Source organism: Microbacterium sp. 22179 (assembly GCF_052045715.1).
Classification (GTDB): Bacteria; Actinomycetota; Actinomycetes; order Actinomycetales; family Microbacteriaceae; genus Microbacterium; species Microbacterium galbinum.
The window spans coordinates 530,532-555,418 of sequence record NZ_JBQEPJ010000001.1 but is presented as its reverse complement, the minus strand read 5'-3'; the positions used below and the strand labels follow the sequence as shown (position 1 = coordinate 555,418).

The following is a 24,887-nucleotide window of genomic DNA, read 5'->3' as shown; positions in this document are numbered from 1 at the left end:
TTCGTTTCCGTCGCGCGACAACCGTTCAAGTATGCCACGGCATTTCTCACGACGCCAAATCGAGGCCCCGGCATCGCGTCGCCCGGGCGTGGCGCGCAGAAAGTCAAGGGTTTGCACGGCGCACGGAGAGGGAGTTGACTCGACGCATGCGCGTGACCAAGTTCGAACATGCCAGCCTCCGCATCGATCAGAACGGTGAGACCCTGCTCATCGATCCGGGTTCCTTCACGACTCCGCTCGACGACCTCGGCGACGTCGTCGCCGTCGTGCTCACCCACGAGCACCCCGATCATTGGACGCCGGAGCATCTCGACCGCATCCTGCGGATGGCGCCGGGCGTTCCGATCTTCGGACCAGCGGGTGTCGCCCGCGCGGCCGAGGGCTACGAGATCACCGTCGTCTCCCCGGGCGAGACGCGCACGGTCGGTGGATTCACTCTGCGCTTCTTCGGCGGAGCGCACGAGATCATCCACTCGTCGATCCCCGTCATCGAGAACGTCGGCGTGCTCGTGAACGACGAGCTGTATTACCCCGGCGACTCCTACGCCGTGCCGGAGGGCGTCGAGGTCGGCACTCTCGCGGCACCCCTCGGTGCCCCGTGGCTGAAGATCGGCGAGGCGATCGACTACGTCCTCGCGGTAAAGCCCCGCCGAGCTTTCGGCACGCACGACATGACACTCTCGGTGGCGGGAAAGACCATGCACCGCCAGCGTCTGGAGTGGGCGACTCAGCAGGGCGGCGGCGAGTTCCTCGTGCTCGAGCCCGGCGAGTCGCTCGACATCTGATGCCGGCGGCGCCCCAGCTCCTCCCGGAGCCGACCGCACGCCTCCGCTTCCGCGAGATGGCGGAAGACGATCTCGATCTGATGGCGGCGATGCTCGGCGACCCCGAGGTCATGGCCTACTACCCGGCACCGAAGACGCGGGCGGAGAGCGCCGACTGGATCGCACGGATGCGCACTCGCTATGCAGAGGACGGCCACGGCCTGTGGATCATCGAGACCCACGAGGGCGAGTTCGTCGGAGACTGCGGACTCACCTGGCAATCGGTGAACGACGAGCGTGTGCTCGAGGTCGGGTACCACGTGCGACGGGAGATGCAGCGACGGGGCTTCGCCACCGAGGCCGCGCACGCGTGCGTCGAGCTCGCACGAAAGCGCTACGCGCCGATCGTGCTGACGGCGATCATCCATCCCGAGAACCGCGCCTCGCGCGGCGTCGCCGAGAACCTGGGGATGACCCACATCGACGACGACCGCGCGCATCCGTGGATCGTGCGCACGGTGATGGGGATGGCTCTCGAACCGCGGACGCCCTAGTCCTGCGCCGCCCGCACGCGGATCTCGCGGGCGAGGTGATCGCGCTGCTCGAGCACGAGTCGGCGCAGCGCAGCGGGCGCCTCCGCGTTCTCGGCCAACCAGGCGTCGGCCGCGTCGGTGGTGTCCGACGAGGGGAACAGCCCGAGCACGAGGCGCCGCGCGAGTTCGATGCTGCGGCTCCGCCACGCGTCGCCGATGCGGCGGAAGTACTCCGCATCGAAGCCCGCGATGAGATCACGGCGTCCGCCGGCACGGAACCCCCCGATCTCTGCATCGAGGTGGTCGTTGCTGAGCGAGAGGTCGTTCCAGGCCGCCTCCCAGGCCGCAGCACGCACGTCGGCTTCCGGACGGGAGGCAAGCGCGCGACGCGCGGCCGTCCGGCCGCTTCCGGTGTCGTCGCGCTCGAGCTCGGCGGCGATCTCCGCGGCATCGGCGTGCCCGGTGGTCGCCAACGCGGTCAGCAGCTGCCAACGGAGGTCGGGGTCGACGACGAGGCCGTCGGGCACGTGCCCACCCAGCAGTTCCCGCACCTGCTCGGCATGGTGGTCGTCGTACGCGGATGCCCCGGCGAAGGCGCGCGCCCACGACAGCTGTGCATCGCTTCCGTCATCCGCGTCCCACACGGCGATGAGCGACGCCGCGAGCCACGACCGCTGCTCCGCGTCGCGATGCGCGTCCGCGAGGAAGTGGCGGATCGCGAACGCGGCGTTCGCGAGGACGCCGGTGAGGAGCCCGCTGTTGGATTCGAGCGGTGCGTGCGCGCGCACGATGCCGAGATACCGCCGGGGGTCGAGATCGCCGTCGCGGGTGGCGTTCCACAGCGACGACCATACGAGTGCACGCGCGAGCGGGTCATCGATCGCCGACAGCGACTCCTCGACAGCGGTGAGTGAGCGCTCATCCAGACGCGCTTTCGCATAGGTCAGGTCGTCGTCGTTCAGCAGCACGAGATCCGCCTCGGGGACGACGATCGACGTGCGCTCCTCGCTGACGTCGACGGCGATCTGCTCGCGACGCACGAGCCGCTCCCCCTCGCGGGCGTACAGACCGATGCGCAGGCGGTGCGGACGCGGGTCGGTCTGCACGAGCACACGGGTTGCGGCATCCGCATCGTCCGTCTCCTCCAGCCACAGCGTCGACATGCCCGTCGTCTCCAGCCACGCCCGGGACCACTCGCCCATGTCTCGACCCGAGACGGCGCTCAGCTGCACGAGCAGGTCGTCGAGCGTCGTATTGCCGAACGCGTGGGCGGCGAAGTAGCGGCGGGCTCCTTCGAAGAACGCGTCCTCGCCCACGAAGGCGACGAGCTGCTTGAGGACCGACGCGCCCTTCGCATACGTGATGCCGTCGAAGTTGAGCTTGGCGGCCTCGAGATCGGTGATGTCGGCGACGATCGGATGCGTCGTTGGCAGCTGATCCTGCTGGTAGGCCCAGGCCTTGCGCCGGGCCGCGAACGTCACCCAGGCATCGGTGTACCGGGTCACGGCGGCCGAGGCGTGGGCACCCATGTAGTCGGCGAAGGACTCCTTGAGCCAGAGGTCGTCCCACCAGCGCATCGTCACGAGGTCGCCGAACCACATGTGCGCCATCTCGTGGAGGATCGTGTTCGCTCGTGCCGCGCGCTGGGCATCGGTCGCCGCGCCGCGGGAGAGGTACGCCTCGGTGAAGGTGACCAGCCCCGGGTTCTCCATCGCCCCGAGGTTGTACTCGGGCACGAAGATCTGGTCGTACTTGCCCCAGGGATACGGATAGGCGAACGCCTCCGCGAAGAAGTCCAGACCCTGACGGGTGACCTCGAGGATCTCCTCCGCCTCCAGGTACTGGGCGAGCGATCGGCGGGCGAACACCCCGAGCGCGATGCGCTGGTCGCCGCCCTGCCACTCCCCGTCGACACGGGTGTAGGGGCCCGCAGCGACCGAGGTGATGTAGCTCGAGATCGGCAGCGTCGGAGCGAACTCGACGCGCTGGATGCCGACGCCCGCCTCGGTGCGCACGGCGGCCTGGTTGGAGAGGACCTCCCAGCCGGCCGGCGCATCGACGACGAAGGTGTACGACGCCTTGATGTCGGGCTGCTCGAAGCAGGCCATGACCCGGCGCGAGTCCGCCGGTTCGTACTGCGTGTACAGGTAGGTCTCGCCATCGGCGGGATCGTGGAACCGGTGCAGACCCTCACCCGAACGGCTGTACGCACCGACGGCATCGACGACGACCGTGTTCGTGGCGGCGAGACCGCGCAGAGCGATGCGGGCGCCGTCGTACTCGACCTCGACCTCGTCGCCGTTGATCACGACACGCTCGACCGACTCTCCGATGAAGTCGAGCCAGGTCTCGGTCGCCGTGGCGTCGAACTCGAGCGTGGTCCGGGAGTGGAATCCTGTGCGCGCGCGCTCGGGAGCGCCCGCGAGATCGAGCTCGACACGGATCCGGTGCGCGGTGATCGCGGCGGATCGCGCCGCGGTCTCGTCACGGGTGAGGTTGGCGGTTTCCATCCCTCCATCCTCCCATCCGCACCGTCGGGGTGCAGGCCATCCCGTGAATGTGTTGCGGAATGCAACACAACGGCGTAGCGTTGCATCAAGCAACAGGAGGGTGAGATGGACATGGATCGTCAGGACCACAGCATGAGCGCGCTCCGCTCTCTCGTCGCGATCACTCGCCGCGGCCTCGCCGACGCGCGCGACGAGGAGACTCCCCTGTCGATGACCGAGCAGTCGATCATGATGGCGATCGCCGAGCAGCCCGGCATCCGTTCCACCGATATCGCCCGCATGTTCCGCCTCAACCGATCGACGGTCTCACGCCAGCTCGCAGCGCTGATCCGTCTCGGACTCGTCCGCGAGACGCCGAACGACACCGGACGCGGACGCCCGCTCGAGCTCACGGAGGACGGCGCAGATGCCTTCCACCGTGCACTCACGTCGCTCCAGCGGATCGTCGAGGCGCACCTCGCTCCGTGGTCCGACGAGGAGGTCGCCCGGTTCGCGCACGATCTCGAAAGGTTCGACCGCACCGCCGACGCGTCCTGACCCGGACGCGTCGTCCCCGAAATCGGCCCACGAGGCCGCAGAAGAAGGAAGAGAAATGAAGAACATCACCGTCCTGGGCACCGGCGTCCTCGGATCGCAGATCGCGTTCCAGACCGCGTTCCATGGATTCGACGTCACCGCTTACGACATCGACGATGCGGCCCTCGAGCGGGCCGGCGAGCGATTCCGCGGACTGGCCGCGCGGTACGTCGCGGATTCGGTCGAGGGCGCAGCCGATGGCGGCGCGGACGCGGCCATCCCGCGGATCCGTCTGACCACCGTTCTGGAAGACGCCGTCGCCGCAGCCGACCTCGTGATCGAGGCCGTTCCCGAGAACCTCGAGCTCAAGCAGGGAATCTACCGGCGCATGGCGGAGGCCGCGCCGTCGTCGACCGTCTTCGCGACCAACTCGTCGACCCTTCTCCCGAGCGCGCTCGCCGATTCGACGGGCCGCCCCGACCGTTTCCTCGCCCTGCACTTCGCCAACGAGATCTGGTCGCACAACACGGCAGAGGTGATGGGCACTCCCTCCACCGACCCGGCGGTGTATGCCGAGGTCGTCGAGTTCGCACGCCGCATCGGCATGGTGCCGATCGAGATCAAGAAGGAGAAGGCCGGTTACCTCCTCAACTCCCTGCTCGTGCCCTTCCTCCAGGCGGCGGGCGAGCTGCTCGTCGACGGCATCGCGGAGCCGGAGGCGATCGACGCCACGTGGCGCATCGGCACCGGAGCACCCGCCGGCCCCTTCGAGATCTACGACATCGTCGGACTCACGACCGCCTACAACATCTCGCGGATGGGCGACGCGAAGCAGCAGGCATTCGCCGACCTCATCAAGGAGCGCTACATCGACCAGGGCAAGCTCGGCGTGGCCACGGGTGAGGGCTTCTACACCTATCCTCGCGAGAGCTGATCAGCGACGCCGCCTCGTGTCGCTCAGAAGACGGCGGATCGCGGTCTCCGGGGCGACCGAGAGGTCGAGCGTCTTCCCCCGGGAGTACAGCTTGAAGACGCGGGGATCGATGTAACTGCCCCGGGCGACCGCGACCGTATTGCCGAGCGCGGAGGCCGTGGCCTGTACGGCGAGGCGCTCGGCGCGCTCGCGATCCCGACGCGAGTCGAGCGGGCCGATGCGCGCGAGGGCATCGGCCGCGAGGATCGTGCCGTGGAGGGTGCGGAAGTCCTTCGCCGTGAACGCGTCGCCCGTGACGTCCTTGAGGTAGCGGTTCACCTCGGCGGGCGTGATCTTCACGCGCCGGCGTCCCCGCCGATACGCGAGGAGCGGCGCCCGGTCCGGGCCGGCGGCCAGATCGTCGAGCACGGCCGCGAGCACGTCGTCGGTGATCTCGATCGCCGCGGTCTGCCCGCTCTTCGCCGGGAACGAGAGCGACACGACGTTCCCCTCGACGTGCACGTCACGGCGGCGCAGCGTCGTCAGGCCGCGGCTGCCGTGACGCACGAGGTAGCGCTCCGACCCGATCCGGAGGGCTCCGTCATCGAGCAGCCGGAATGCGGTGGCCAGCACCTTCTCGCGGGAGAGGGTCTCGTGCTGCAATGCTCGCGTGACCCGCCCCCGCGCATGCGGAAGGGCTTCGGCGAGGGCCAGCGCGCGGCCGAACTTGTGGCGGTCTCGTTTGACCCGCCAGAGCGGGTGGTACAGGTACTGCTTGCGCCCCGCTCCGTCGACGCCGACGGCCTGGATGTGCGCGAGCGGGTCTGCGGCGATCCAGACGTCCGTCCACGCCGGAGGGATGACCAGGTCGTGGATGCGCTCCCGGTCGGCCTCCTGTACGGCGTCACCACCCTTGTCGACGTAGCGGAAGCCGGATCCCGATCGGATCCTTCGGAAGCCGAGGTCTTCACCGGGGATCACGCGCACGAGAGCTGCCATGCCAGCACTCTGCCCGCCGGCACCCGATCCGAGAAGGGGCTGGTCACGTTCGCGTGCGCTCTGCTAGGTGCGGCGGGCATGGGGAGGAATACCCAACCGGATTGTCGCGCGCTGCGGGTTTCTGCCATCATCGCCAGCATGGGCCTGTCACTCGATGAATTCCGTTCGTACCTCCTGAATGCGCAGGCGCGCCAGTCGTTGGGCATCCAGCTCTCGGATGCCGAGGCCCAGCAGGTCGTCGCCGATCCCCAGGCCAGCCAGAGCTGGTACGGATACTGGCAGTCGATCAGTCAGCCCGCTCCCCCGGCGCCGGAGGCCGCGGCACCCGCGCCTGCACCCGCATCCGAGGCCGCGCCCGCACCTTCTTCTCGGCCTGACGGGTATACCGGCGCACCGGTCGGCGGCTTCGCCGCGGCTCCCCCGCCCGCCGCTCCGTCCGCGGAGCCGTCGCCGCCCGTCGATCAGGCACCGGCATCCGATGCCCCGACCGCCGCATACGGAGCCGCGCCCGCTGCGTTCGCCGCGCCGGCCGCCTTCGCCGCGACCGCACCGCACGACGGCCCGATGGGCGCGCCCTACGGCGGGCCCGGGGATCCGTACGCAGCGACCACACCGTACGGAACGCCGGGAGGGGAAGCCCCCGCCAAGAAGAAGCGCACCGGCCTGTGGGTCACCCTCTCGATCGTGGGCGCCCTGCTGATCGCCGCGATCATCGTCGTCGTGATCGCGTTCACGACCGCGCGCCACTGGACCAAGACCGATGTCGCCGAGAAGCCCGAGACGTTCCACACCGAGGAGTACGAGACGGGCCTCTACAACGTCGCTGACGACGGTGTGAGCCCGTGCACGGTCAACCAGGACTGGACCGACTGCATCGGCCTCATGGAGGCCCAGTACGCCGGCGCCTGCGCAGATGTCGAGCTGACGGGTGCGGCGACTCTGCTCTGCACGCAGCACCGCACCGAGATCGACCGGATGCGCGGCCTCGATCAGGAGGGCATGTACGTCTCGTCGCTCGGGTCGTTCGGGCATCTGACGAAGACCGCGGAGACCGCGACCCGCGAGGTGTCGAACGACGACTACGAGCCCGCCGTCACCCACGAGGCCGTCTGCTACCTCGAGTTCATCGGGGAGTGCGAGTAGGCCCTCCGGGGCCCGCTCCCCGCGGGCAAAGCAAGAGGCCCGGGTTCCGCATCTCGCGGAATTCCGGGCCTCTTCGTCTTGCTGGGGTACCTGGACTCGAACCAAGAACAACGGAACCAGAAACCGCCGTGTTGCCAATTACACCATACCCCAAGGGCGAAACCGGAGCCTCGCACCGAGAGTCAAGCTTACCGGACGGATTGGGAAGCGCCAAATGGAGCGGCTCCCTCCGCGCGTGTCGCGCTCCCGTGCGCGTGCCCCGAACGCGAAGAGGAGGACCACCGCGAACGGGGTCCTCCTCCAGAGCGTGCGGCGGGCGTCTCAGCCCGCCAGCGTCTCCGACAGCAGACGCAGGCGACGCAGCGTCTCGTCCTTGCCGATCAGCTCCATCGACTCGAAGAGCGGCGGCGACACGCGGCGACCGGTGATCGCGACGCGCGGCGGGCCGTAGGCGACACGGGGCTTGAGCTCGAGGTTCTCGACGAGCGCCGTCGCCAGGGCATCCTGGATCTTCTCCGGAGTGAACTCGGTGACGGGCTCCAGCGCCGCGACGCAGGCGTCGAGCACCTCGCCGGCGTTCGCCGGGAGGCCCTTGAGCGCATCGGCCTCGTAGGCGATGTCGTCGGTGAAGAGGAAGCCGAGCATGCCGGGCACCTCCCCCAGCAACTGCACGCGCTCCTGCACGAGGGGCGCGGCGCGGAACGCCAGCACGAGCTGCTCATGGGTCGGCTCGTCGAAGAGACCGGCCGCGGCGAGATACGGGATCGTGCGCTCGGCGAAGTCCTTCAGGTCGAGCATGCGGATGTGGTCGCCGTTGATCGACTCGGCCTTCTTCTGGTCGAAGCGGGCCGGGTTCGGGTTGACGTTCTCGATGTCGAACGCGGCGATGAACTCGTCGAGCGAGAACACGTCACGATCGTGACCGATCGACCAGCCGAGCAGGGCGAGGTAGTTGAGGAGACCTTCGTGGATGAAGCCGCGCTCGCGGTGCAGGAACAGGTCGGCCTGCGGGTCGCGCTTCGAGAGCTTCTTGTTGCCCGTCTCCCCCAGCACGAGCGGCATGTGGGCGAAGCGCGGCACGAACGTCGTGACGCCCGCGTCGATGAGCGCGGCGTAGAGCGCGAGCTGACGGGCGGTCGAGGGCATGAGGTCTTCGCCGCGCAGCACGTGCGTGATACCCATGAGCGCGTCGTCGACCGGGTTCACGAAGGTGTACAGCGGGATGCCGTTCGGGCGCACCACGACGAAGTCGGGGAAGGAACCGGCGGGGAAGGTGACCTCTCCGCGGATGAGGTCCACGTACGTGAGGTCTTCATCCGGCACCTGCAGACGCAGAGCGGGCTGGCGGCCCTCGGCGCGGAAGGCGGCCTTCTGCTCCTCGGTCAGGGTGCGGTCGTAGTTGTCGTATCCGAGCTGCTTCGCACGACCGTTGGCCTCGTTGCGGGCGTCGATCTCCTCGGCGTTGGAGTAGCTCTCGTAGAGGGCACCCGAGGCGATGAGCTTGTCGATGACGCCCCGGTAGATGTCGTGGCGCTGCGACTGGCGGTACGGCTCGTGCGGTCCGCCGACCTCGACGCCCTCGTCCCAATCGATCTTCAGCCACGTGAGGGCATCGACGAGCTGCCGGAAGCTCTCCTCGCTGTCGCGCGCCGCATCGGTGTCTTCGATGCGGAAGACGAGCTTGCCGCCGTTGTGGCGCGCGTACGCCCAGTTGTAGAGAGCGGTGCGAACCATGCCGACGTGCGGCAGGCCGGTGGGCGACGGGCAGAAGCGGACGCGGACGTCGGCACCGCTGGCGGTCGTGGTGAGGGGGTGAGGAGTAGCCATAGCCCTTCGATTCTAGAGCGCGCGCCCCACCGCCACCGCCGCCGAATGACGCAGGGGAACCATCCCGCCGCGCGCGTGGACGGCACACGCCTCATCGAAACCGGATCGGAAGCGTGCACGCTCTTCACGATCGAGGCTGCGGTAGAACTGGCCCGCCGAGGCGACGCCGCCCTCCGCCGAGCTCCACAGGGTCTCCGGCGCAGCCTCCCACGTCCATGTCTGTTCGATCGTCGAGGTGTCCCGCCAACCGGCATCCGTCAGCATCGCGGAGAAGCCGCCGACGGTGCGCTCGAAGTCCTTATGCGCCGGAAGCCGCTCGCCAGCGGCAGGCATCACGCCTGCCCGCTCGCACACCTCGAGCCAGAACCACGACGGAGACGATGTCCAGATCGTGCCGGCGAGCAGACCACCGTGCGACGCCACCCGGGTCATCTCCCGGGCCGATGCTCGCGGATCGACGACATGGTTGAGCACGAAGTTCGCCGTCACCGCATCGAACGACGCTGATGCGAACGGGAGTCCGGGGAGCGCCGCGGCGACGAACTCCAGTCCGGGATGCGCACGCCCGGCGACCTCCCGCATCGTCGGCTCGGGCTCGCAACCGGTCGCCGTCCACCCGGCTCCTGTCGCGCGGGCGACCAGCTCTCCGGTTCCCGCGCCCACGTCGAGCAGCGAGCGTCCCCGAGCCGGCCCGAGGGCGTCGAGCAGGGTGCCGACCATGCCCGCGCAGAGCGATGCGTACGAGGTCGCGTACGCCTCCCCCACTCCCGCCCAGGACTTCACGAGCGTGCGCGGCGGCCGAGAGGTGACAGCGCGACGATGATCAGCACCAGGACGGACGCCGCGATCCCGAGTCCCGCGTACTGGAAGTTCGACAGGATGACCCCGGCCAGCACCGCGCCGGCGGCCGCCGACAGGCTCATCAGCGAGTCGCTGCGCCCCTGCCGGCGCGTGCGCAGCTCGGGTGCACTCGACTCGGTCAGCAGCGCGGCACCGGCGACGGTCGCGGCGCTCCAGCCGAGACCGAGGAGGATGAGGGCGATCATGACGCCCCAGGCCCGGTCGTTGGCGAAGATCGCGAAGATCAACGACCCGCCGAGCAGCACCTGCCCGAACAGCACGACCTGCAGCCGCCCCCAGCGGTCGGAAAGGATGCCGAAGACCGGGGAGAGGGCGTACATGCCGGCGACGTGGAGCGCGATCGTGATCCCGACGAGCTGGGAGACGTCGGCCGCGGCAGCCGCCGTATCGTGCCCCGTATGCATGCCGTGCGCCATGTGAGAGAGATGGATCGGGGTCATCGCCATCACGGAGGCCATCACGACGTGGGAACCCGCGATCGCGAACATCGCGTAGCGTGCGACGACGGGGCGGTCGACGGCCTGGACGCTCGAGGCCGCCGCCGCGACGGTCGCGATGCGCTGCGCGGCCAGCAGCGGATCCGGGCGCAACGCGACGAGGTAGAGCACGAGGGCCGCCGACTGCGCGACGAACGAGAAGACGTACGACCCGGTCTGCGGTGGCATCCCGATCGCGGCGCCGACGATCTCCCCCGGCCCGAGCAGCAGCGGGCCGGCGACGCCACCGATCGTCGTCGCCCAGACGACGATCGACAGGTCGCGGCCTCGATGGGCGGGAACAGCGAGATCGGTCGCGGCGAAGCGCGACTGCAGGTTGCCCGCGTTGCCCGCGCCGATCATGAGGATGCCCGCCAGCAGCAGCGGGAAGACGCGCAGCGACGCAGCGAGGATGACGACCGCGATGCCGACGAGCGCGAAGAGGTTGCCGAGGGTCAGTGCCCTTCGACGGCCCACCCGCGCAGCGAGACGCGCCAGCGGGATCGCGCAGAGCGCCGCGCCGAGCGTGACCGACGCCGTCGCGAGTCCTGACAGTGCGTCGTCTCCCGAGATGTCGGCGGCCAGGAGCGCGCCGAGCGACACCGTCGCGCCGAAGGCGATCCCTCCGAGAACCTGCCCGAGGGAGAGGACGAGAACCGTGCGGCGCTGCACCGCCGACTGCTGCGCGGCGGTGAGGGCCGGCGCGTTCATGCCGCGGGAACGGCGTCGCGCACGGCGCTGCGCAGGATGCCGAGACCCGTGATCTCGACCTCGACCGTGTCGCCGGCCGCGAAGGTGCCCACGCCCGCGGGCGTTCCGGTGAGGATGACATCACCCGGGAGCAGTGTGAAGACGGCCGACGCGTAAGCGATGATCTCCTCGACCGAATGGATCATGTCGGTCAGCGGCGCCTTCTGGCGGACCTCACCGTTGACGCGCGTCTCGATCGTCGCCTCGGACGGGTCGAAGTCGGTGTTGATCGTCGGGCCGAGCGGGCAGAAGGTGTCGAAGCCCTTCGCTCGCGCCCACTGGCCGTCCTTGCGCTGCAGGTCGCGGGCGGTCACGTCGTTGCCGATCGTGTATCCGAGCACGTAGTCGAGGGCATCCGGCGCCGAGACGTTCTTCGCAACCTTGCCGATCACGACGGCGAGTTCGCCCTCGTACTCGGTCTGCTCCGAGATCGCCGGGCGCACGATCGTGTCGCCTGGGCCGATCACGGCGGTGTTCGGCTTGAGGAAGAGCAGCGGCTCCTCGGGGGCCTCTCCGCCCATCTCGGCGGCGTGGTCGTGGTAGTTCTTGCCGACGCAGACGATCTTCGATCGCGGGATCACCGGGGCGAGGATGACGGCGTCGGCGATCGGCACACGGTCACCGGTCGGCTCGTAGCCTGCGAAGAGAGGGTCGCCCGAGAGGACGACGAGGTCTTTCTCGTCGACGATCCCGAAGAGGATGGCGTCGTCATGGCTGAATCGGGCGATCTTCATGACTCCAGCCTATCCAGCGGCCCGGACGACGAGACCCCGCTTTGCCGGTTCGGCAAAACGGGGTCTCGGGTGGTTGGCGAGCGGTCAGGCGTCGAGGCGCAGCAGCCAGCCGTGGCGGTCGTCACGGCGCCCGTACTGGATGTCGGTGAGCTCTTCGCGCAGCGACAGAGCGAGCTCGCCGATCGGCTGGGGCTCGTCGAAGCCCTCGCCCACGAGCGCACCGATCGGGGTGACGACGGCGGCCGTACCGCACGCGAACACCTCGGTGATGTCGCCCGAGGCGACGCCTTCGCGCCACTCGTCGATCGAGATCGCCCGGCGCTCGACCGTGTACCCACGGTCCTCGGCGAGCTGCAGCAGCGAGTCGCGCGTGATGCCGTCGAGGATGCTGTCGGACTCGGGAGTGACGATGCGGCCGTCCTTGAACACGAACACCACGTTCATGCCGCCGAGCTCCTCGACGTCGTTCTTCTCGTTGAGGAAGACGACCTGGTCGCAGCCCTTCGAGCTCGCCAGCGCCTGCGGCAGGAGGCTCGACGCGTAGTTCCCACCGGTCTTCGCCTTGCCCGTACCACCGCGACCCGCGCGGGAGTGCTCCTCGGAGAGCCAGATGCGCACGGGCTTCACGCCTCCGGTGAAGTACGCGCCCGCGGGACTCGCGATGACGTAGTAGGCCACCTTCTGCGCGGCACGGACGCCGAGGAACGCCTCCTTGGCGAACATGAACGGCCGGAGGTAGAGGCTCTGATCGGCACCGGACGGCACCCAGCGTCCGTCGACGGCGATGAGCTGACGCAGCGACTCGATGAAGTACTCGGTCGGGAGTTCCGGGAGCGCGAGGCGACGCGCGCTCGCCTGCAGGCGAGCGGCGTTGCGGTCGGGACGGAAGGTGTGGATCGACCCGTCGGCGTGGCGATAGGCCTTGATGCCCTCGAAGATCTCCTGACCGTAGTGCAGCACGGATGCCGCGGGGTCGAGCGGGATCGGGCCGTAGGGCTGCACCCGCGGTCGGTGCCAGCCGCCCTTAAGCGACCAGCAGATGTCGACCATGTGGTCGGTGAAGACGACGCCGAAGCCGGGGTTCTCCAGCACTTCGGCGACCCGTGCGGGCGATGCCGCGGCGAGGTTCTTGGTCACAGCGAAATCGAGCGGAGCCACTGCTGCCTGTGCGTCGATGGTCGTCATGGTGATGTTCCGTTCTGAGGGGTGTACGCGTCCTCGCGCGGTTCCAGCCTACGCCTGCGGATCAGAGGCGTGCGGCGATCGCGGAGCCGATCTCGGCGGTGGTGCGCGCGCCGTCACGGCTCGCGATGTCCGCCTCGACCGCCGCGCTGACGCGTGCGGATTCGGCCGTGAGGCCGAGGTGGTCGAGCAGCAGCGCGATCGAGAGGATCGCAGCGGTCGGATCGGCCTTCTGCTGCCCCGCGATGTCGGGCGCCGAACCGTGCACCGGCTCGAACATCGACGGGAAGGCGCCCGAGGGATTGATGTTCCCCGAGGCGGCGAGTCCGATTCCGCCGGTGACGGCACCGGCGAGATCGGTGAGGATGTCACCGAAGAGGTTGTCGGTGACGATGACGTCGAAACGCGCGGGATCCGTCACGAGAAAGATCGTGGCGGCATCGACGTGAAGGTAGTCGACCGCGACATCGGGATGCTCGGCCGCGACCTCGTTCACGATCCGCTGCCAGATGGCACCGGCGTGCACGAGCACGTTCGTCTTGTGCACGAGCGTGAGCTTCTTGCGACGACGCTCCGCGAGCTCGAACGCGTAGCGGACCACGCGCTCGACGCCGAACGCCGTGTTCACCGAGGTCTCGTTGGCGATCTCGTGCGGGGTGCCCTGACGGATCGCTCCCCCGTTGCCGACGTAGGGACCTTCGGTGCCCTCGCGCACGACGACGAAGTCGATGTCACCGGGGTTCGCGAGCGGTCCCGCGGCGCCCGTGAAGAGCTTGGAGGGGCGCAGGTTCACGTAGTGGTCGAGCGTGAAGCGGAGCTTGAGCAGGAGGCCTCGCTCGATGTTCGCGTCCTTGAGCCGCGGGTCGCCCGGCGTTCCGCCGACCGCGCCGAGCAGGATCGCGTCGTGCGCGGAGATCGCGGCGAGGTCGTCGTCGGTGAGCGTGTCTCCGGTCTCGAGGAACCGTGCAGCTCCGAGCGAGAAGCGGGTCTTGTCGAACGTCACGTCCGTCTCGGCGGTGACCGCGTCGAGCACCTTCTCGGCTTCGGCGATGACCTCGGGACCGATGCCGTCACCCGGGATGACGGCCAGCTTCACGACACGCGACATGACACTCCTTGCTTCGGGAACCGAGCCGCGAGTCGGTGTCGACGGCTCGGTTCCCCCAGCGTACTGGTCAGCGCGGGGTGCGCGTGCGCAGTGTGACGGCGGCGATGACGCCCGCGACCACGACGAGTCCCGCACCGATGAGCGAGGTGATGAAGACACCCGAGCCGAAGGCGTCAGCGGCCGCTTGCCACAGCTCGTCGCCCAGCGCGCCCGAGAGCTCGTTCGAGGCGGTGTAGGCACCGGCGAGCGTCTCGCGCGCGGCATCCGCCGTCTCGGTGGGCAGCCCCGCCGGAAGCACGATCGCAGCGCGGTAGAACGCGGTGATGATGCCGCCCAGCACCGCGGTGCCGAGCACCGCACCGAGTTCGTACGCGGTCTCCGAGACCGCGCTGGCCGCGCCCGCCTTCTCGGCCGGCGCGCTGGAGAGGATCAGCTCGTTGGAAATCGTCTCGGCGGCGCCGATGCCGATGCCGAGCACCACGAAGGCGATGATGAGCGGAGCGACTCCGTGCTCGTGGGTGGTGAACGCCACGATCAGGTACCCCGCCACCGAGAACGCGAGACCCATCGGCACCACGAGGTGCGGCGCCACGCGTCGCGAGATCGGTACGACGCCGAGCCCCGCGACGATCATCACGGCCATGCCGGGCACGAGGGCCAGACCGGCCATCATCGGCGACAGGCCGAGCACGAGCTGCAGATGCTGCGACACGAAGTACAGGAATCCGACGAGCGCGACGACGCTGAGGAGGTTCACCAGGATCGCGCCCGAGAACGTGCCGCGCCGGAAGAGCGCCATGTCGAGCATCGGGATCTCCGCGCGGAGCTGGCGGCGCACGAACAGCACGCCCATCACGACCCCGAGCAACGCCCATGCACCGGCGACGACCGAGGGTCCGTCGACCGCGAGCGACTTGATCGCGTAGACGACCGGGATCATCGCGGCCATCGACAGAGCGATGCTGAGCAGATCAATGCGCCCGGGGTTCGGGTCGCGGCTCTCGGGAACGAGCAGCGGCGCAGCGATGAGGAGCGGGATGAGCACCGGGACGGCGATGAGGAACACCGAACCCCAGCTGAAGTGCTCGAGCAGGAACCCGCCGACGATCGGTCCGAGCGCGGATCCCGCGGAGAACGCGGAGGCCCACACGGCGATCGCGAGCCGACGCTGATCGCGGTTCACGAAGATCGACCGCAGCAGGGAGAGGGTCGAGGGCATCAGCATCGCGCCGAAGAATCCCAGCAGCGCGCGGGCGGCGATGAGCAGGCCGGCGGTCGGGGCGAAGGCGGCGAGCACCGACACCGCGGCGAATCCGCTCGCGCCGATCAACAGCATCCTGCGGCGGCCGAACCGGTCGCCCAGCGTTCCCATCGTCACGAGGAGTCCCGCGAGCACGAGCGGGTAGACGTCGATGATCCACAACTGCTCGGCACCGGAGGGCGCGAGCGCGATGGAGATCTCGGGCAGCGCGAAGCTGAGCACCGTATTGTCGACCGAAACCAGCAGCACGGGCAGCATCAGCACGATGAGCGCGGCCCATCCGCGGGCTCCAACGCGGGGGGCATCCGTTCCTGCCGTCGGGATCGACGCGGTCCGGGTCATGTCACACCTCTCACTTTCTGCGGCGGCATTACTAAACCGTCCGGCTGGTATAGTAACAGAACCCGCCCTGATCGACTGAGCAGAGGACCCGATGCCCCGACCACCCCTCGCCCGCGAGCGTGTGCTCGACGCCTTCGAAGAGCTCGTCCTCACCGAGGGCGAGCGGGCCGCCACCATCGAGGCGACAGCCAAGGCCGCCGGCGTCTCGAAGGGCGGTCTGCTCTACCATTTCGGATCAAAAGACGAGCTCGTCGCCGGGCTCCTGCAACGCCTGGAGGAGTTGACGACCGCCGACCTCGCACGCATGAACGCCGCCGACGAAGGCCCCGTGTCGTACTACATCCGCACCTCCGTTATGGAGGACGACGCGCTCGACCGTGCGCTGGTCACCGCTTCACGGCTCGCCCAGGGCGGCTCGGTCGCCGCTGCGGACGCCCTTCGGGACTCGCGCAGGCGCTGGGAGGACACCATCCGTCCGCACGTGCGCGACCAGGCGGGACTCGATCTCGTCATGCTGCTCAGCGACGGCCTCTACTTCAACAACTCCCTCGACGTGAACGGCTCCGAGCATCTCGTCCCCCTGCCGGACGAACTCTCGGCATTGATCGCGCTCGTCCTCCGCACGACGGCCCCGTGATCGGCGTCCCGTCGACGACGAAGGGCGAGGCGCTCGCGCGCCCCGCCCTCGAACACCCCGCCGTGATCAGATGTCGGTGATCTCGATCTGACGGAACAGGTCGGCGTCGATCGCATCGCGCACGTCGTCGAGGAGTTCGTCGGAGACCGGCGAGTCCAGCGTGAGAACGCTGAGCGCCTGGGCACCGGCGGCCTCGCGGGCGATCTGCATGCCGGCGATGTTGATGCCGGCCTCGCCGAACTTCTGCCCGTAGACCGCGACGATTCCGGGACGGTCGGTGTAGAGCATGACGACGTGGTGCTTCTCGATCGGGAGCTCGAGCGCGTGGTCGTTGATGCCGACCAGCTTCTCGGCCTGCTTCGGGCCGGTGAGCGTGCCGGACACCGAGAGCTGCGAACCATCGGAGAGGGCACCGGTGAGCGTGATGACGTTGCGGTACTCGGCGCTGACGTCGTCCTTCAGCAGACGCACCGCGATGCCGCGCTGCTCGGCGAGCAGCGGAGCGTTGACGTACGACACCGTCTCGCTCACGATGTTCGTGAAGACGCCCTTGAGAGCCGCGAGCTTGAGGACGCTCACGTCGTAGTCGTTCAGCTCGCCGTGCACCTCGACGTCGAGGCTCGTGAGCGGCGACGTCGCGAGAGCGGCGAAGATCTGGCCGAGCTTCTCGACGAGCGAGATGCCGGGGCGCACGTACGGATCGATGACACCACCGGCGACGTTCACCGCGTCGGGCACCAGGTCGCCACCGAGGGCGAGGCGCACCGAGCGGGCGACCGAGACACCGGCCTTCTCCTGCGCCTCCTCGGTGCTGGCACCGAGGTGCGGGGTGACGACGACGTTCGGGAGGTCGAGCAGCGCGTGGGCGCTCCCGCCCTCGACCGGAGGCTCGGACGTGAAGACATCGAGGCCGGCGCCGGCGATCTCGCCCGCGACGAGCGCCTCGCGCAGAGCCTCCTCGTCGATGAGTCCCCCACGCGCGACGTTCACGACGAAGGCGGTCGGCTTCATGGCCTTGAACTGCTCCGCGCCGATCATCCCCGTGGTCTCGGGCGTCTTCGGCATGTGGATCGTGAGGAAGTCCGACTCGGCGACGAGCTCGTCGAGCGAGAGGAGCTGCACACCGAGCTGCTGCGCACGCGCCGAGGTGACGTAGGGGTCGTAGGCGACGACGCGCATGTCGAACGCGGCCAGACGCGCGGCGACCAGCGCGCCGATGCGTCCGAGGCCGACGATGCCGACGGTCTTCTCGAAGAGCTCCGCTCCGGTGAAGGAGCTGCGCTTCCAGGCCCCGCCCGACAGCGAGGCGTGCGCGGCGGGGATGCGGCGCGCGAGGCTGAGGATGTGACCGACGGTGAGTTCGGCGGCCGAGACGATGTTGGAGGTCGGCGCGTTGACGACCATGACGCCGGCCGCGGTGGCCGCCTTGATGTCGACGTTGTCGAGTCCGACGCCGGCACGAGCGACGACCTTCAGCTTCGGCGCGTGCGTCAGCGCCTCTTCATCGATCTGCGTCGCCGAGCGCACGAGCACGGCATCCGCCTCCGACAGCGCCGAGAACAGCGCCTCGCGATCGGTGCCGTCGACATTGCGGACATCGAAGTCCGGGCCCAGGGCCTCGATCGTGGCAGGAGAGAGAACTTCGGCGATGAGCACTACGGGCTTCGGCACAGTGGATCCTTCGGGGCAACACAATAGGGGCCGATGCGCCGCACGCCTTCGGGGGCGCGATCTCCTCCACTGTACCCGAGGGGATCGCTCGGCTTTACCGTGTGACGCCCGTCAGGCGGCGATGAGTCCGAGGCTCAGCGACAGCACGCAGAGCCAGAACACCGCCACGATCCCGAGGCCGGCGAGCAGCGCCAGCGCGAGTTCGCCCGCGCTGCGCCGACGTCCGATCGCGGAGGCGAACACGAAGACGATCGCGGGGAACACGACGCCGAACAACAGCGTGATCCACCCCCCAGAGGTCAGCCCACCCTGCGCCATCCGGATCAGATGGGCGACGGCGTTCCACACCGCGTAGGCGTAGAACAGCCCGGCCAGCCCCAGGACGAAGCCGGTGATCCAGCGCGGCGAGGTGCGCACGCTGTCGATGCTCTGCTCGGCGCTCATGCTCCGATCACCCCCACGGTCACGAACGGCCACGGCACGAGGAGCACGATACCGAGCAGGAGAAGGGATGCCCGCACCCACGACGCCCGCCCGCGGGTGAGCACCCACGTGGCCAGGAACCACAGCGCGGGTGCGGCGACCGCCAGCACGAACCACGGGACGAACATCTCGTCGGCGACGAAGAAGTTGGCGAGCGGCTTGAGCCGCAGACCACCGACCACCCAGCCGATCGAGTACAGGAGGTACACGCCACCGACGACCCCCGTGATGAGCAGCATCGCCGTGCTCAGCGGTGCACGCTCGTCCTCCTCTTCCGGTCCGTCATCCACCGTCGAGACGGCATCCTCCACCGGAACGGGCGCGCGATCGGCGACGACGGGGGCAGGCGATTCGGCGGCGATCTTCTCGCGCTTCACCGGAGCCGAACGCGCGAGCGACGCGTCGTCATCTCCGTCCCAGTTCAGGGCGTCATCGGAATCGGAGGTCATGTCTCCAGCGTAGGACACCTCGTCCACTAGGCTCGGCGTCACGACCGAGGAGGGGGCCATCGTGGCTGAGCAGCGCACAACGAATGCAGAGGGTGTCGAACCGCCCGCGAACTGGAAGCCGACCCCCGAAGCGAAGGCGAAGGCCACCCGCTTCCGCTGGATCGCCGGAGCGCTGTGGCTCCTCGCGATCGTCGGTGAGGCCGTCGGCATCTTCTGGTTGCTCCGTCAGCGCGTGTTCGTCGGCGAGGACGGCACGTTCGTCCGCGACCCCGACACCGGTCTGCTCGAGGAGCAGGGCGTCACGGCGCAGTTCCCGCAGTGGGCGTTCATCGCGCTGCTCGTGCTGCTCGTCGTCATCGCCGCGCTCTCGATCACCGGGTCGGTGCTCTGGAAGAAGGCCAATCGCCTGGATCCCGCGCGGAGATCCGACACCGCGCGCTTCTTCGTGCAGAATCAGCTCGGCGCGATCATCGCCATCGTGGCGTTCCTCCCCCTGATCATCCTGGTCTTTCTCAACAAGGACATGGACAAGGGCCAGAAGACGACGGCGGGCATCGTCGGCATCGTGCTCGCGGCGATCGCGGTGTTCATCGGCATCGACTTCGACCCGCCCTCCGTCGAGCAGTACACCGCCGATCAGTCCGCGGTGATCCAGCTGCTGGGCAAGGACGAGGTCGTGTGGGTCGACGGCGGCGCCGTTTATCACGTGTGCGACGAGGTGTCGGCGATCCAGACCGGCAGTGAGATCCGCACCGGCACCACCGCCGAAGCGGTCGAGGCCGGCAAGATCCGTCTGACCCTCCAGTTCGGCTCCGAGCTGCGCGCCTGCGGTCTCCCGGTCCCCGAGAACGATGACGAGATCACCGAGGCTCTCCGCGCGATCCAGGCCGGGCAGGTCGACACCGTGCTGCCCGCACCGGTGTGGGCGGAATCCGTTGAGCCGCCGCTCGTCGTCGAAGAGGCCCCGGCGAGCTGATCGCCGGCTCGTCACTCAGTCCGCGCCGAGAGCGTCGACGAGACGCTCCTGCGCCGACGAGAGGTGGATGCCGAGAACGGCGATGGCCCGCTCGGCTTCGCCGGCGGCCAGGGCGTCGAGGATCTCGGCATGCTGGGCGGCGATGACGCCGGCATCGAGCAGACGACGACCCTGCACCTGCGCCATGCACATCCGCGCCTCGTCGAGCACACTGCGATACATCCGGCCCGTTCGAGCGCTGCCGAGCGCATCGATCAGCGCCGTGTGGAAGCGCAGATCGGGATCGACGGTGGCCGGATCGGGCCCCGCGGGCATCGCCTGGATCTCGGCGTTCGCCGCGATCGCCGCAGCCGGTACCGTGCGCGTGCCGGCCAGCTCTCGCAACGCCGCGCTCTCCAGTCGCGCCCGGGTGCGATAGACATCGCGCACGGTCTCCGGGTCGATCGCCACGACACGGGCACTGCGGTGGGCGGTGCGCTCGAGGAGGCCCGCGCCGACGAGCTGTTCGATCGCGGCCTTGGCGCTCGGCCGAGCGACCGCGTACTCCTCCGACACGAACGCTTCGGTGAGCGCCGAGCCTGAGCGGAGATCCCCGCTCAGGATGCGATCCCGCAACCGTGACGTGACAGCGTCGACGACGCCGACGACCGCGAGCGGGGCATCCGTGGGACTGTTCACCCACTCAGATTAGCGAGATCGTGGTCATCGGTACACTTGTCTGACAATCTTCCATCAGCGCCGAGGAGCCTCCCGTGTCGATCACTCTCGCCGAACCACTCGATCCGACGATCCTCGGACCGTCGACCGAGGTGCACGCCCGCTCGATCGACCGATTCGCCCGGGCGCACGACGCCTCCCATTACCTGCTCGTGCCGGATGCCGTTCTCTCCCCCACCGACGCCGCGGGAGTCGCCCGGGTGTTCGAGGCCGTGCGCGCAGCGGGGCGCACGCTCACGTTCCGTTCCGGGGGCACGAGCCTCTCGGGACAGGGCGTCAGCGGCGACATCCTCGTCGACACGCGCAGCGGATTCCGCGACATCCGCGTCGAGGACGACGGCGCCTCGGTGCGGGTCGGCCCCGGCGCCACCGTGCGCCAGGTGAACACGCGTCTGGTGCGCCACGGTCGCAAGCTCGGCCCCGACCCCGCCAGCGAGATCGCCTGCACGATCGGAGGTGTCGTCGCCAACAACTCCAGCGGCATGGCCTGCGGCATCGTCGAGAACTCCTACCGGACGGTGGAGTCTCTCCTCCTCGTCCTGCCGAGCGGCACCGTCCTCGACACCGCACTTCCCGACGCCGATGAGCGCCTGCGCGCCTCTGATCCCGACCTCGCCGCGGGGCTCCTCGCCCTCCGCGCACAGTTGCTCTCCTCCCCCGAGAACGTCGCCTTCGTGCGCCGCCAGTTCTCGATGAAGAACACGATGGGCTACGGCATCAACGCCCTCCTCGACTTCGACACCCCGGTGCGCATCCTCGAGCACCTCGTGATCGGCTCGGAGGGCACGCTCGCCTTCGTCGCCGAGGCGCGCTTCCGCACCATCCCGATCCGTCCCGCGATAGCCACCGGCCTGCTCGTGTTCACCACGCTCTCCGATGCGATGGCCGCCCTCCCCGGGCTCGGCGACCTCGGGCTCGCCACGATCGAGCTCCTCGATGCCGCCTCACTCCGCGTCGCGCAGGGGCTCGGCGACGTGCCCGCCGCGATCGCCGACATCGATGTCGATCAGCACGCGGCACTCCTCGTCGAGGTCCATGCCGGCAGCACCGAGGAGTTGGCGATCGACAGTGCGACCGCGCTCGCACACTTCGCCGACCTCCCCCTCGCGATCGAGGCGGCGCTGACCACCGACGCCTCGGAGCGCGCGGCGCTGTGGCACGTGCGCAAGGGCCTCTACACCGCTGTCGCCGGAGCACGTCCGTCCGGCACCACCGCACTGCTCGAGGACATCGTCGTGCCGGTCGACCGTCTGCTGGTGACCTGCGAGCGCCTGATCGAGCTGTTCGCCGCGCACGACTACGAGGGCTCGGTGATCTTCGGTCACGCCAAGGACGGCAACGTGCACTTCCTGCTCAACGAACGCTTCGACGATCCCGACAGCGTCGCGCGCTACCGGCGCTTCACCGACGACCTCGTCGAGCTCGTGCTCGGCCAGGGCGGCTCGCTGAAGGCGGAGCACGGGACGGGGCGCATCATGGCGCCGTTCGTCCGCCGTCAGTACGGCGATGAGCTGACCGACATGATGTGGTCGATCAAGCGTCTCTTCGATCCCGCCGGCATCCTCAATCCGGGCGTCGTGCTCTCCGACGACGCGGACTCCTACCTCCGCGACCTCAAGCGCGTGCCGACGGTCGAGAAGGAGGTCGACCGGTGCGTCGAATGCGGCTACTGCGAGCCGACGTGCCCGAGCAAGAGCATCACCCTCACCCCGCGCCAGCGCATCGTACTGCGGCGCGACATGGCCTGGGCCGAGGAGCAGGGAGACACCGCGCTTCTCGAGGACCTGCGCGCCGACTACGACTACGACGGAGTGCAAACCTGTGCGGTCGACGGCATGTGCGCAGTCGCCTGCCCCGTCGACATCAACACCGGCGATCTCGTCCGTCGCCTGCGCGCCGAGGAAGCGTCGAAGATCGAGGACGGCCTCTGGGATGCCGCGGCGAAGGGCTGGGGCGCCGTGACGCGCGTCGGCGGTACGGCGCTGACCTTCGCCGCCGCCCTGCCCGCCCCGATCGTGACCGGCGCGACCCGGGTCGGACGAGCGATCCTGGGATCCGATACCGTCCCTCTCTACGACGGCGGACTCCCGCGCGGCGGTACGAAGGCCCCGTCCGCCCAGAATCCGTCCGACGCCCGTGCCGTGTTCTTCGGGGCGTGCATCGGCACGATGTTCGGCGCGGAGGGGCACGGAGAGGGGTCGAGGGACGCCGTCCGCGCGCTTCTCGATCGGGCCGGGATCGCCGTGGTGATCCCGGAGGATGCCGGCGGAATGTGCTGCGGCACGCCCTGGAAATCGAAGGGGCACCTCGCCGGCTACGACCGCATGACGAAGCGCGTGCTGTCGAGCCTCTGGGAGGCGAGCCGATTCGGCGAGCTCCCGGTCGTGTGCGATGCCGCCTCCTGCACCGAGGGGCTCCACACGATGCTCGCGAAGTCCGTCTCCGAGTATCCGGAGTACGCCGGCCTCGTCATCGAGGACGCGACGACCTACATCGCTCGGGAGGTGCTCCCCCGCGTCACCGTGCAGGCGAAGCTCGACAGCGTGGCGGTGCATCCGACCTGCTCGACGACCGCGCTCGGAGCGACCGGCGCGCTGACCGAGATCGCCGCGGCCGTCGCCACGGACGTGTTCGTTCCCGAGGGCTGGGGATGCTGCGCCTTCGCCGGAGATCGAGGCATGCTGCACCCCGAGCTCACAGCCAGCGCGACCGCGGTCGAATCGGAGGAGGTACGCGCGGCCGATGCCGATCGGGGCGGCTTCGACGCCTTCGTCTCCGCGAACCGCACGTGCGAGATCGGGATGACCCGCGCCACGGGACAGCCGTACCGCCACGTCGTCGAGGTGCTCGAGGAGCTCACCCGCCCCTGACCACCACCGGACGCGAAAGAGCGGGCGCCCCTTCCGGGACGCCCGCTCTCGTCTATCGGTCGATCAGCGCGCAGCGCTGCCGTCGATGTAGTCCTCGTCCTGCTGCTTCCATGCGAAGAGCGAACGCAGCTCCTTACCGGTGACCTCGATCGGGTGCTGCTCCTCCTTGGCGCGCAGCGCCAGGAACTCCTCGGCTCCGTTGTCCTGGTCGTCGATGAAGCGCTTCGCGAACGCACCCGACTGGATGTCGGCGAGCACGCCCTTCATGCTCTCCTTGACGCGCTCGTCGATGACGCGCGGGCCCGAGACGTAGTCGCCGAACTCGGCGGTGTCGGAGATCGACCAGCGCTGCTTGGCGATGCCGCCCTCCCACATGAGGTCGACGATGAGCTTGAGCTCGTGGAGCACCTCGAAGTACGCGATCTGCGGCTGGTAACCCGCCTCGGTCAGCGTCTCGAAACCGGCCTGCACGAGGTGGCTGACGCCACCGCAGAGCACGGCCTGCTCGCCGAACAGGTCGGTCTCGGTCTCCTCGGTGAAGGTCGTCTTGATGACGCCGGCGCGGGTACCGCCGATCGCCTTCGCGTAGGAGAGTGCGAGGTCCCAGGCCTTGCCCGAGGCGTCGCGCTCGACGGCGATGATGTCGGGGATGCCGCGACCGGCGACGAACTCGCGACGGACGGTGTGGCCCGGCGCCTTCGGAGCGACGAGGATCACGTCGACGCCCTCGGGAGCATCGATGTAGCCGAAGCGGATGTTGAAGCCGTGCGCGAAGGCGAGGGTCTTGCCCGCGGTCAGGTTGGGGGCGATCGACTCGCTGTAGATCGTGCGCTGGTGCTGGTCCGGCGCGAGGATCATGATGACGTCGGCCCAGGCGGTGGCGTCGGCGACGGTCTTGACCGCGAAGCCGGCCTCTTCGGCCTTCGGAGCCGACTTGGAGCCCTCCTTGAGGGCGATCGCGACCTCGACACCCGAGTCGCGCAGGTTCTGCGCGTGGGCGTGGCCCTGCGAGCCGTAACCGACGATGGCGACCTTCTTGCCCTGGATCAGGGACAGGTCGGCGTCGGCGTCGTAGAAGATCTCGGTGCTCACTGTGTGTTTCTCCTTGTTCGTGGCGGTTCTTCTCGCTCCGTGCCGGACGGCGGTGGAGCGGATGGATGGGGTG

22 protein-coding genes and 1 tRNA gene are annotated in these 24,887 nt (G+C 69.0%); 8 read left to right on the top strand and 15 right to left on the bottom strand.

Annotated features, from left to right (window positions below):
• The first annotated feature begins 146 nt into the window (after positions 1-146).
• Entirely contained in the window at positions 147-785 is a 639-nt protein-coding gene (locus ACTJKK_RS02640; protein ID WP_440746908.1) for an MBL fold metallo-hydrolase, read from the top strand.
• Positions 785-1,318 carry a GNAT family N-acetyltransferase gene (locus tag ACTJKK_RS02635; protein WP_440746907.1) on the top strand — a complete coding sequence of 178 codons (534 nt, stop codon included), beginning with the start codon at positions 785-787 and terminating at the stop codon, positions 1,316-1,318. The genes ACTJKK_RS02640 and ACTJKK_RS02635 overlap by 1 nt, the downstream gene beginning before the upstream one ends.
• Here ACTJKK_RS02635 and pepN read toward each other — a convergent pair.
• On the bottom strand, positions 1,315-3,807 hold the full coding sequence (pepN, locus tag ACTJKK_RS02630) for an aminopeptidase N (protein ID WP_440746906.1): 2,493 nt from the start codon (positions 3,805-3,807) through the stop codon (positions 1,315-1,317). The genes ACTJKK_RS02635 and pepN overlap by 4 nt on opposite strands.
• A gap of 132 nt (positions 3,808-3,939) precedes the next feature.
• Between pepN and ACTJKK_RS02625 the strand changes: the two genes are divergently transcribed.
• Positions 3,940-4,344, top strand: coding sequence for a MarR family winged helix-turn-helix transcriptional regulator (locus ACTJKK_RS02625; RefSeq protein WP_440746905.1), 405 nt, complete (start codon positions 3,940-3,942; stop codon positions 4,342-4,344).
• A gap of 55 nt (positions 4,345-4,399) precedes the next feature.
• Entirely contained in the window at positions 4,400-5,257 is an 858-nt protein-coding gene (locus tag ACTJKK_RS02620; protein WP_440746904.1) for a 3-hydroxyacyl-CoA dehydrogenase, read from the top strand.
• Here the strand turns inward: ACTJKK_RS02620 and ACTJKK_RS02615 are convergent, their stop codons facing one another.
• Positions 5,258-6,235 carry a DNA topoisomerase IB gene (locus ACTJKK_RS02615; RefSeq protein ID WP_440746903.1) on the bottom strand — a complete coding sequence of 326 codons (978 nt, stop codon included), beginning with the start codon at positions 6,233-6,235 and terminating at the stop codon, positions 5,258-5,260. It lies immediately after the preceding gene.
• Positions 6,236-6,373: 138 nt separating this feature from the next.
• On the opposite strand from ACTJKK_RS02615, the gene ACTJKK_RS02610 reads away from it, so the two are divergent.
• Entirely contained in the window at positions 6,374-7,378 is a 1,005-nt protein-coding gene (locus ACTJKK_RS02610; RefSeq protein ID WP_440746902.1) for a hypothetical protein, read from the top strand.
• A gap of 81 nt (positions 7,379-7,459) precedes the next feature.
• Here the strand turns inward: ACTJKK_RS02610 and ACTJKK_RS02605 are convergent.
• The 8 genes from ACTJKK_RS02605 to ACTJKK_RS02570 form a co-directional block, all read right to left on the bottom strand.
• Positions 7,460-7,531 (bottom strand) — tRNA-Gln (locus ACTJKK_RS02605).
• A gap of 168 nt (positions 7,532-7,699) precedes the next feature.
• Complete coding sequence (gene gltX, locus ACTJKK_RS02600) at positions 7,700-9,205, bottom strand: glutamate--tRNA ligase (protein ID WP_440746901.1); 1,506 nt, start codon at positions 9,203-9,205, stop codon at positions 7,700-7,702.
• 12 nt (positions 9,206-9,217) lie between these two features.
• Entirely contained in the window at positions 9,218-9,988 is a 771-nt protein-coding gene (locus ACTJKK_RS02595; protein WP_440746900.1) for a class I SAM-dependent methyltransferase, read from the bottom strand.
• Positions 9,985-11,253: an MFS transporter gene (locus ACTJKK_RS02590; protein ID WP_440746899.1), complete on the bottom strand. Its 1,269-nt coding sequence runs from the start codon at positions 11,251-11,253 to the stop codon at positions 9,985-9,987. Before ACTJKK_RS02590 ends, ACTJKK_RS02595 begins: the two co-directional genes overlap by 4 nt.
• Positions 11,250-12,026, bottom strand: a complete 777-nt coding sequence (locus ACTJKK_RS02585) for a fumarylacetoacetate hydrolase family protein (RefSeq protein WP_440746898.1) — start codon at positions 12,024-12,026, stop codon at positions 11,250-11,252. Before ACTJKK_RS02585 ends, ACTJKK_RS02590 begins: the two co-directional genes overlap by 4 nt.
• Positions 12,027-12,110: 84 nt before the next feature.
• Entirely contained in the window at positions 12,111-13,211 is a 1,101-nt protein-coding gene (locus ACTJKK_RS02580; protein ID WP_247622656.1) for a branched-chain amino acid aminotransferase, read from the bottom strand.
• Positions 13,212-13,272: 61 nt separating this feature from the next.
• A complete protein-coding gene (locus tag ACTJKK_RS02575) occupies positions 13,273-14,316 on the bottom strand; it encodes a 3-isopropylmalate dehydrogenase (protein ID WP_440746897.1) in 1,044 nt (347 codons plus the stop codon).
• Between the two features lie 67 nt (positions 14,317-14,383).
• Complete coding sequence (locus tag ACTJKK_RS02570) at positions 14,384-15,919, bottom strand: MFS transporter (protein ID WP_440746896.1); 1,536 nt, start codon at positions 15,917-15,919, stop codon at positions 14,384-14,386.
• Positions 15,920-16,010: 91 nt separating this feature from the next.
• On the opposite strand from ACTJKK_RS02570, the gene ACTJKK_RS02565 reads away from it, so the two are divergent.
• The gene (locus ACTJKK_RS02565; protein WP_440746895.1) at positions 16,011-16,556 is read left to right on the top strand and encodes a TetR/AcrR family transcriptional regulator; all 546 of its coding nucleotides are present in this window, start codon (positions 16,011-16,013) and stop codon (positions 16,554-16,556) included.
• Positions 16,557-16,622: 66 nt separating this feature from the next.
• Here the strand turns inward: ACTJKK_RS02565 and serA are convergent, their stop codons facing one another.
• The 3 genes from serA to ACTJKK_RS02550 all read right to left on the bottom strand — a co-directional run bounded on the left by serA (position 16,623) and on the right by ACTJKK_RS02550 (position 19,159).
• On the bottom strand, positions 16,623-18,227 hold the full coding sequence (gene serA, locus ACTJKK_RS02560; protein WP_440746894.1) for a phosphoglycerate dehydrogenase: 1,605 nt from the start codon (positions 18,225-18,227) through the stop codon (positions 16,623-16,625).
• Positions 18,228-18,338: 111 nt separating this feature from the next.
• The gene (locus ACTJKK_RS02555; RefSeq protein WP_440746893.1) at positions 18,339-18,671 is read right to left on the bottom strand and encodes a hypothetical protein; all 333 of its coding nucleotides are present in this window, start codon (positions 18,669-18,671) and stop codon (positions 18,339-18,341) included.
• The gene (locus ACTJKK_RS02550) at positions 18,668-19,159 is read right to left on the bottom strand and encodes a hypothetical protein (RefSeq protein WP_440746892.1); all 492 of its coding nucleotides are present in this window, start codon (positions 19,157-19,159) and stop codon (positions 18,668-18,670) included. The genes ACTJKK_RS02555 and ACTJKK_RS02550 overlap by 4 nt, the downstream gene beginning before the upstream one ends.
• A gap of 61 nt (positions 19,160-19,220) precedes the next feature.
• Between ACTJKK_RS02550 and ACTJKK_RS02545 the strand changes: the two genes are divergently transcribed.
• Positions 19,221-20,135 (top strand): hypothetical protein, encoded by a 915-nt coding sequence (locus ACTJKK_RS02545; RefSeq protein WP_440746891.1) that lies wholly within the window; start codon positions 19,221-19,223, stop codon positions 20,133-20,135.
• A gap of 15 nt (positions 20,136-20,150) precedes the next feature.
• Here ACTJKK_RS02545 and ACTJKK_RS02540 read toward each other — a convergent pair whose 3' ends face one another.
• Positions 20,151-20,813, bottom strand: coding sequence for a GntR family transcriptional regulator (locus tag ACTJKK_RS02540; RefSeq protein WP_440746890.1), 663 nt, complete (start codon positions 20,811-20,813; stop codon positions 20,151-20,153).
• A 74-nt stretch (positions 20,814-20,887) separates the two neighbouring features.
• On the opposite strand from ACTJKK_RS02540, the gene ACTJKK_RS02535 reads away from it, so the two are divergent.
• Positions 20,888-23,722: an FAD-binding and (Fe-S)-binding domain-containing protein gene (locus tag ACTJKK_RS02535; RefSeq protein ID WP_440746889.1), complete on the top strand. Its 2,835-nt coding sequence runs from the start codon at positions 20,888-20,890 to the stop codon at positions 23,720-23,722.
• 63 nt (positions 23,723-23,785) lie between these two features.
• Here the strand turns inward: ACTJKK_RS02535 and ilvC are convergent, their stop codons facing one another.
• Complete coding sequence (gene ilvC / locus ACTJKK_RS02530) at positions 23,786-24,814, bottom strand: ketol-acid reductoisomerase (RefSeq protein ID WP_247622666.1); 1,029 nt, start codon at positions 24,812-24,814, stop codon at positions 23,786-23,788.
• Positions 24,815-24,887 lie beyond the last annotated feature (73 nt).

What these genes read in the sequence shown, in the direction of transcription:
- ACTJKK_RS02640 (WP_440746908.1), top strand. Translation starts at nt 147, where the DNA reads ATGCGCGTGACCAAGTTCGAACATGCCAGCCTCCGCATCGATCAGAAC.
- ACTJKK_RS02635 (WP_440746907.1), top strand. Translation starts at nt 785, where the DNA reads ATGCCGGCGGCGCCCCAGCTCCTCCCGGAGCCGACCGCACGCCTCCGC.
- pepN (WP_440746906.1), bottom strand. Translation starts at nt 3,807, where the DNA reads ATGGAAACCGCCAACCTCACCCGTGACGAGACCGCGGCGCGATCCGCC.
- ACTJKK_RS02625 (WP_440746905.1), top strand. Translation starts at nt 3,940, where the DNA reads ATGAGCGCGCTCCGCTCTCTCGTCGCGATCACTCGCCGCGGCCTCGCC.
- ACTJKK_RS02620 (WP_440746904.1), top strand. Translation starts at nt 4,400, where the DNA reads ATGAAGAACATCACCGTCCTGGGCACCGGCGTCCTCGGATCGCAGATC.
- ACTJKK_RS02615 (WP_440746903.1), bottom strand. Translation starts at nt 6,235, where the DNA reads ATGGCAGCTCTCGTGCGCGTGATCCCCGGTGAAGACCTCGGCTTCCGA.
- ACTJKK_RS02610 (WP_440746902.1), top strand. Translation starts at nt 6,374, where the DNA reads ATGGGCCTGTCACTCGATGAATTCCGTTCGTACCTCCTGAATGCGCAG.
- gltX (WP_440746901.1), bottom strand. Translation starts at nt 9,205, where the DNA reads ATGGCTACTCCTCACCCCCTCACCACGACCGCCAGCGGTGCCGACGTC.
- ACTJKK_RS02590 (WP_440746899.1), bottom strand. Translation starts at nt 11,253, where the DNA reads ATGAACGCGCCGGCCCTCACCGCCGCGCAGCAGTCGGCGGTGCAGCGC.
- ACTJKK_RS02585 (WP_440746898.1), bottom strand. Translation starts at nt 12,026, where the DNA reads ATGAAGATCGCCCGATTCAGCCATGACGACGCCATCCTCTTCGGGATC.
- ACTJKK_RS02580 (WP_247622656.1), bottom strand. Translation starts at nt 13,211, where the DNA reads ATGACGACCATCGACGCACAGGCAGCAGTGGCTCCGCTCGATTTCGCT.
- ACTJKK_RS02575 (WP_440746897.1), bottom strand. Translation starts at nt 14,316, where the DNA reads ATGTCGCGTGTCGTGAAGCTGGCCGTCATCCCGGGTGACGGCATCGGT.
- ACTJKK_RS02570 (WP_440746896.1), bottom strand. Translation starts at nt 15,919, where the DNA reads ATGACCCGGACCGCGTCGATCCCGACGGCAGGAACGGATGCCCCCCGC.
- ACTJKK_RS02565 (WP_440746895.1), top strand. Translation starts at nt 16,011, where the DNA reads ATGCCCCGACCACCCCTCGCCCGCGAGCGTGTGCTCGACGCCTTCGAA.
- ACTJKK_RS02555 (WP_440746893.1), bottom strand. Translation starts at nt 18,671, where the DNA reads ATGAGCGCCGAGCAGAGCATCGACAGCGTGCGCACCTCGCCGCGCTGG.
- ACTJKK_RS02550 (WP_440746892.1), bottom strand. Translation starts at nt 19,159, where the DNA reads ATGACCTCCGATTCCGATGACGCCCTGAACTGGGACGGAGATGACGAC.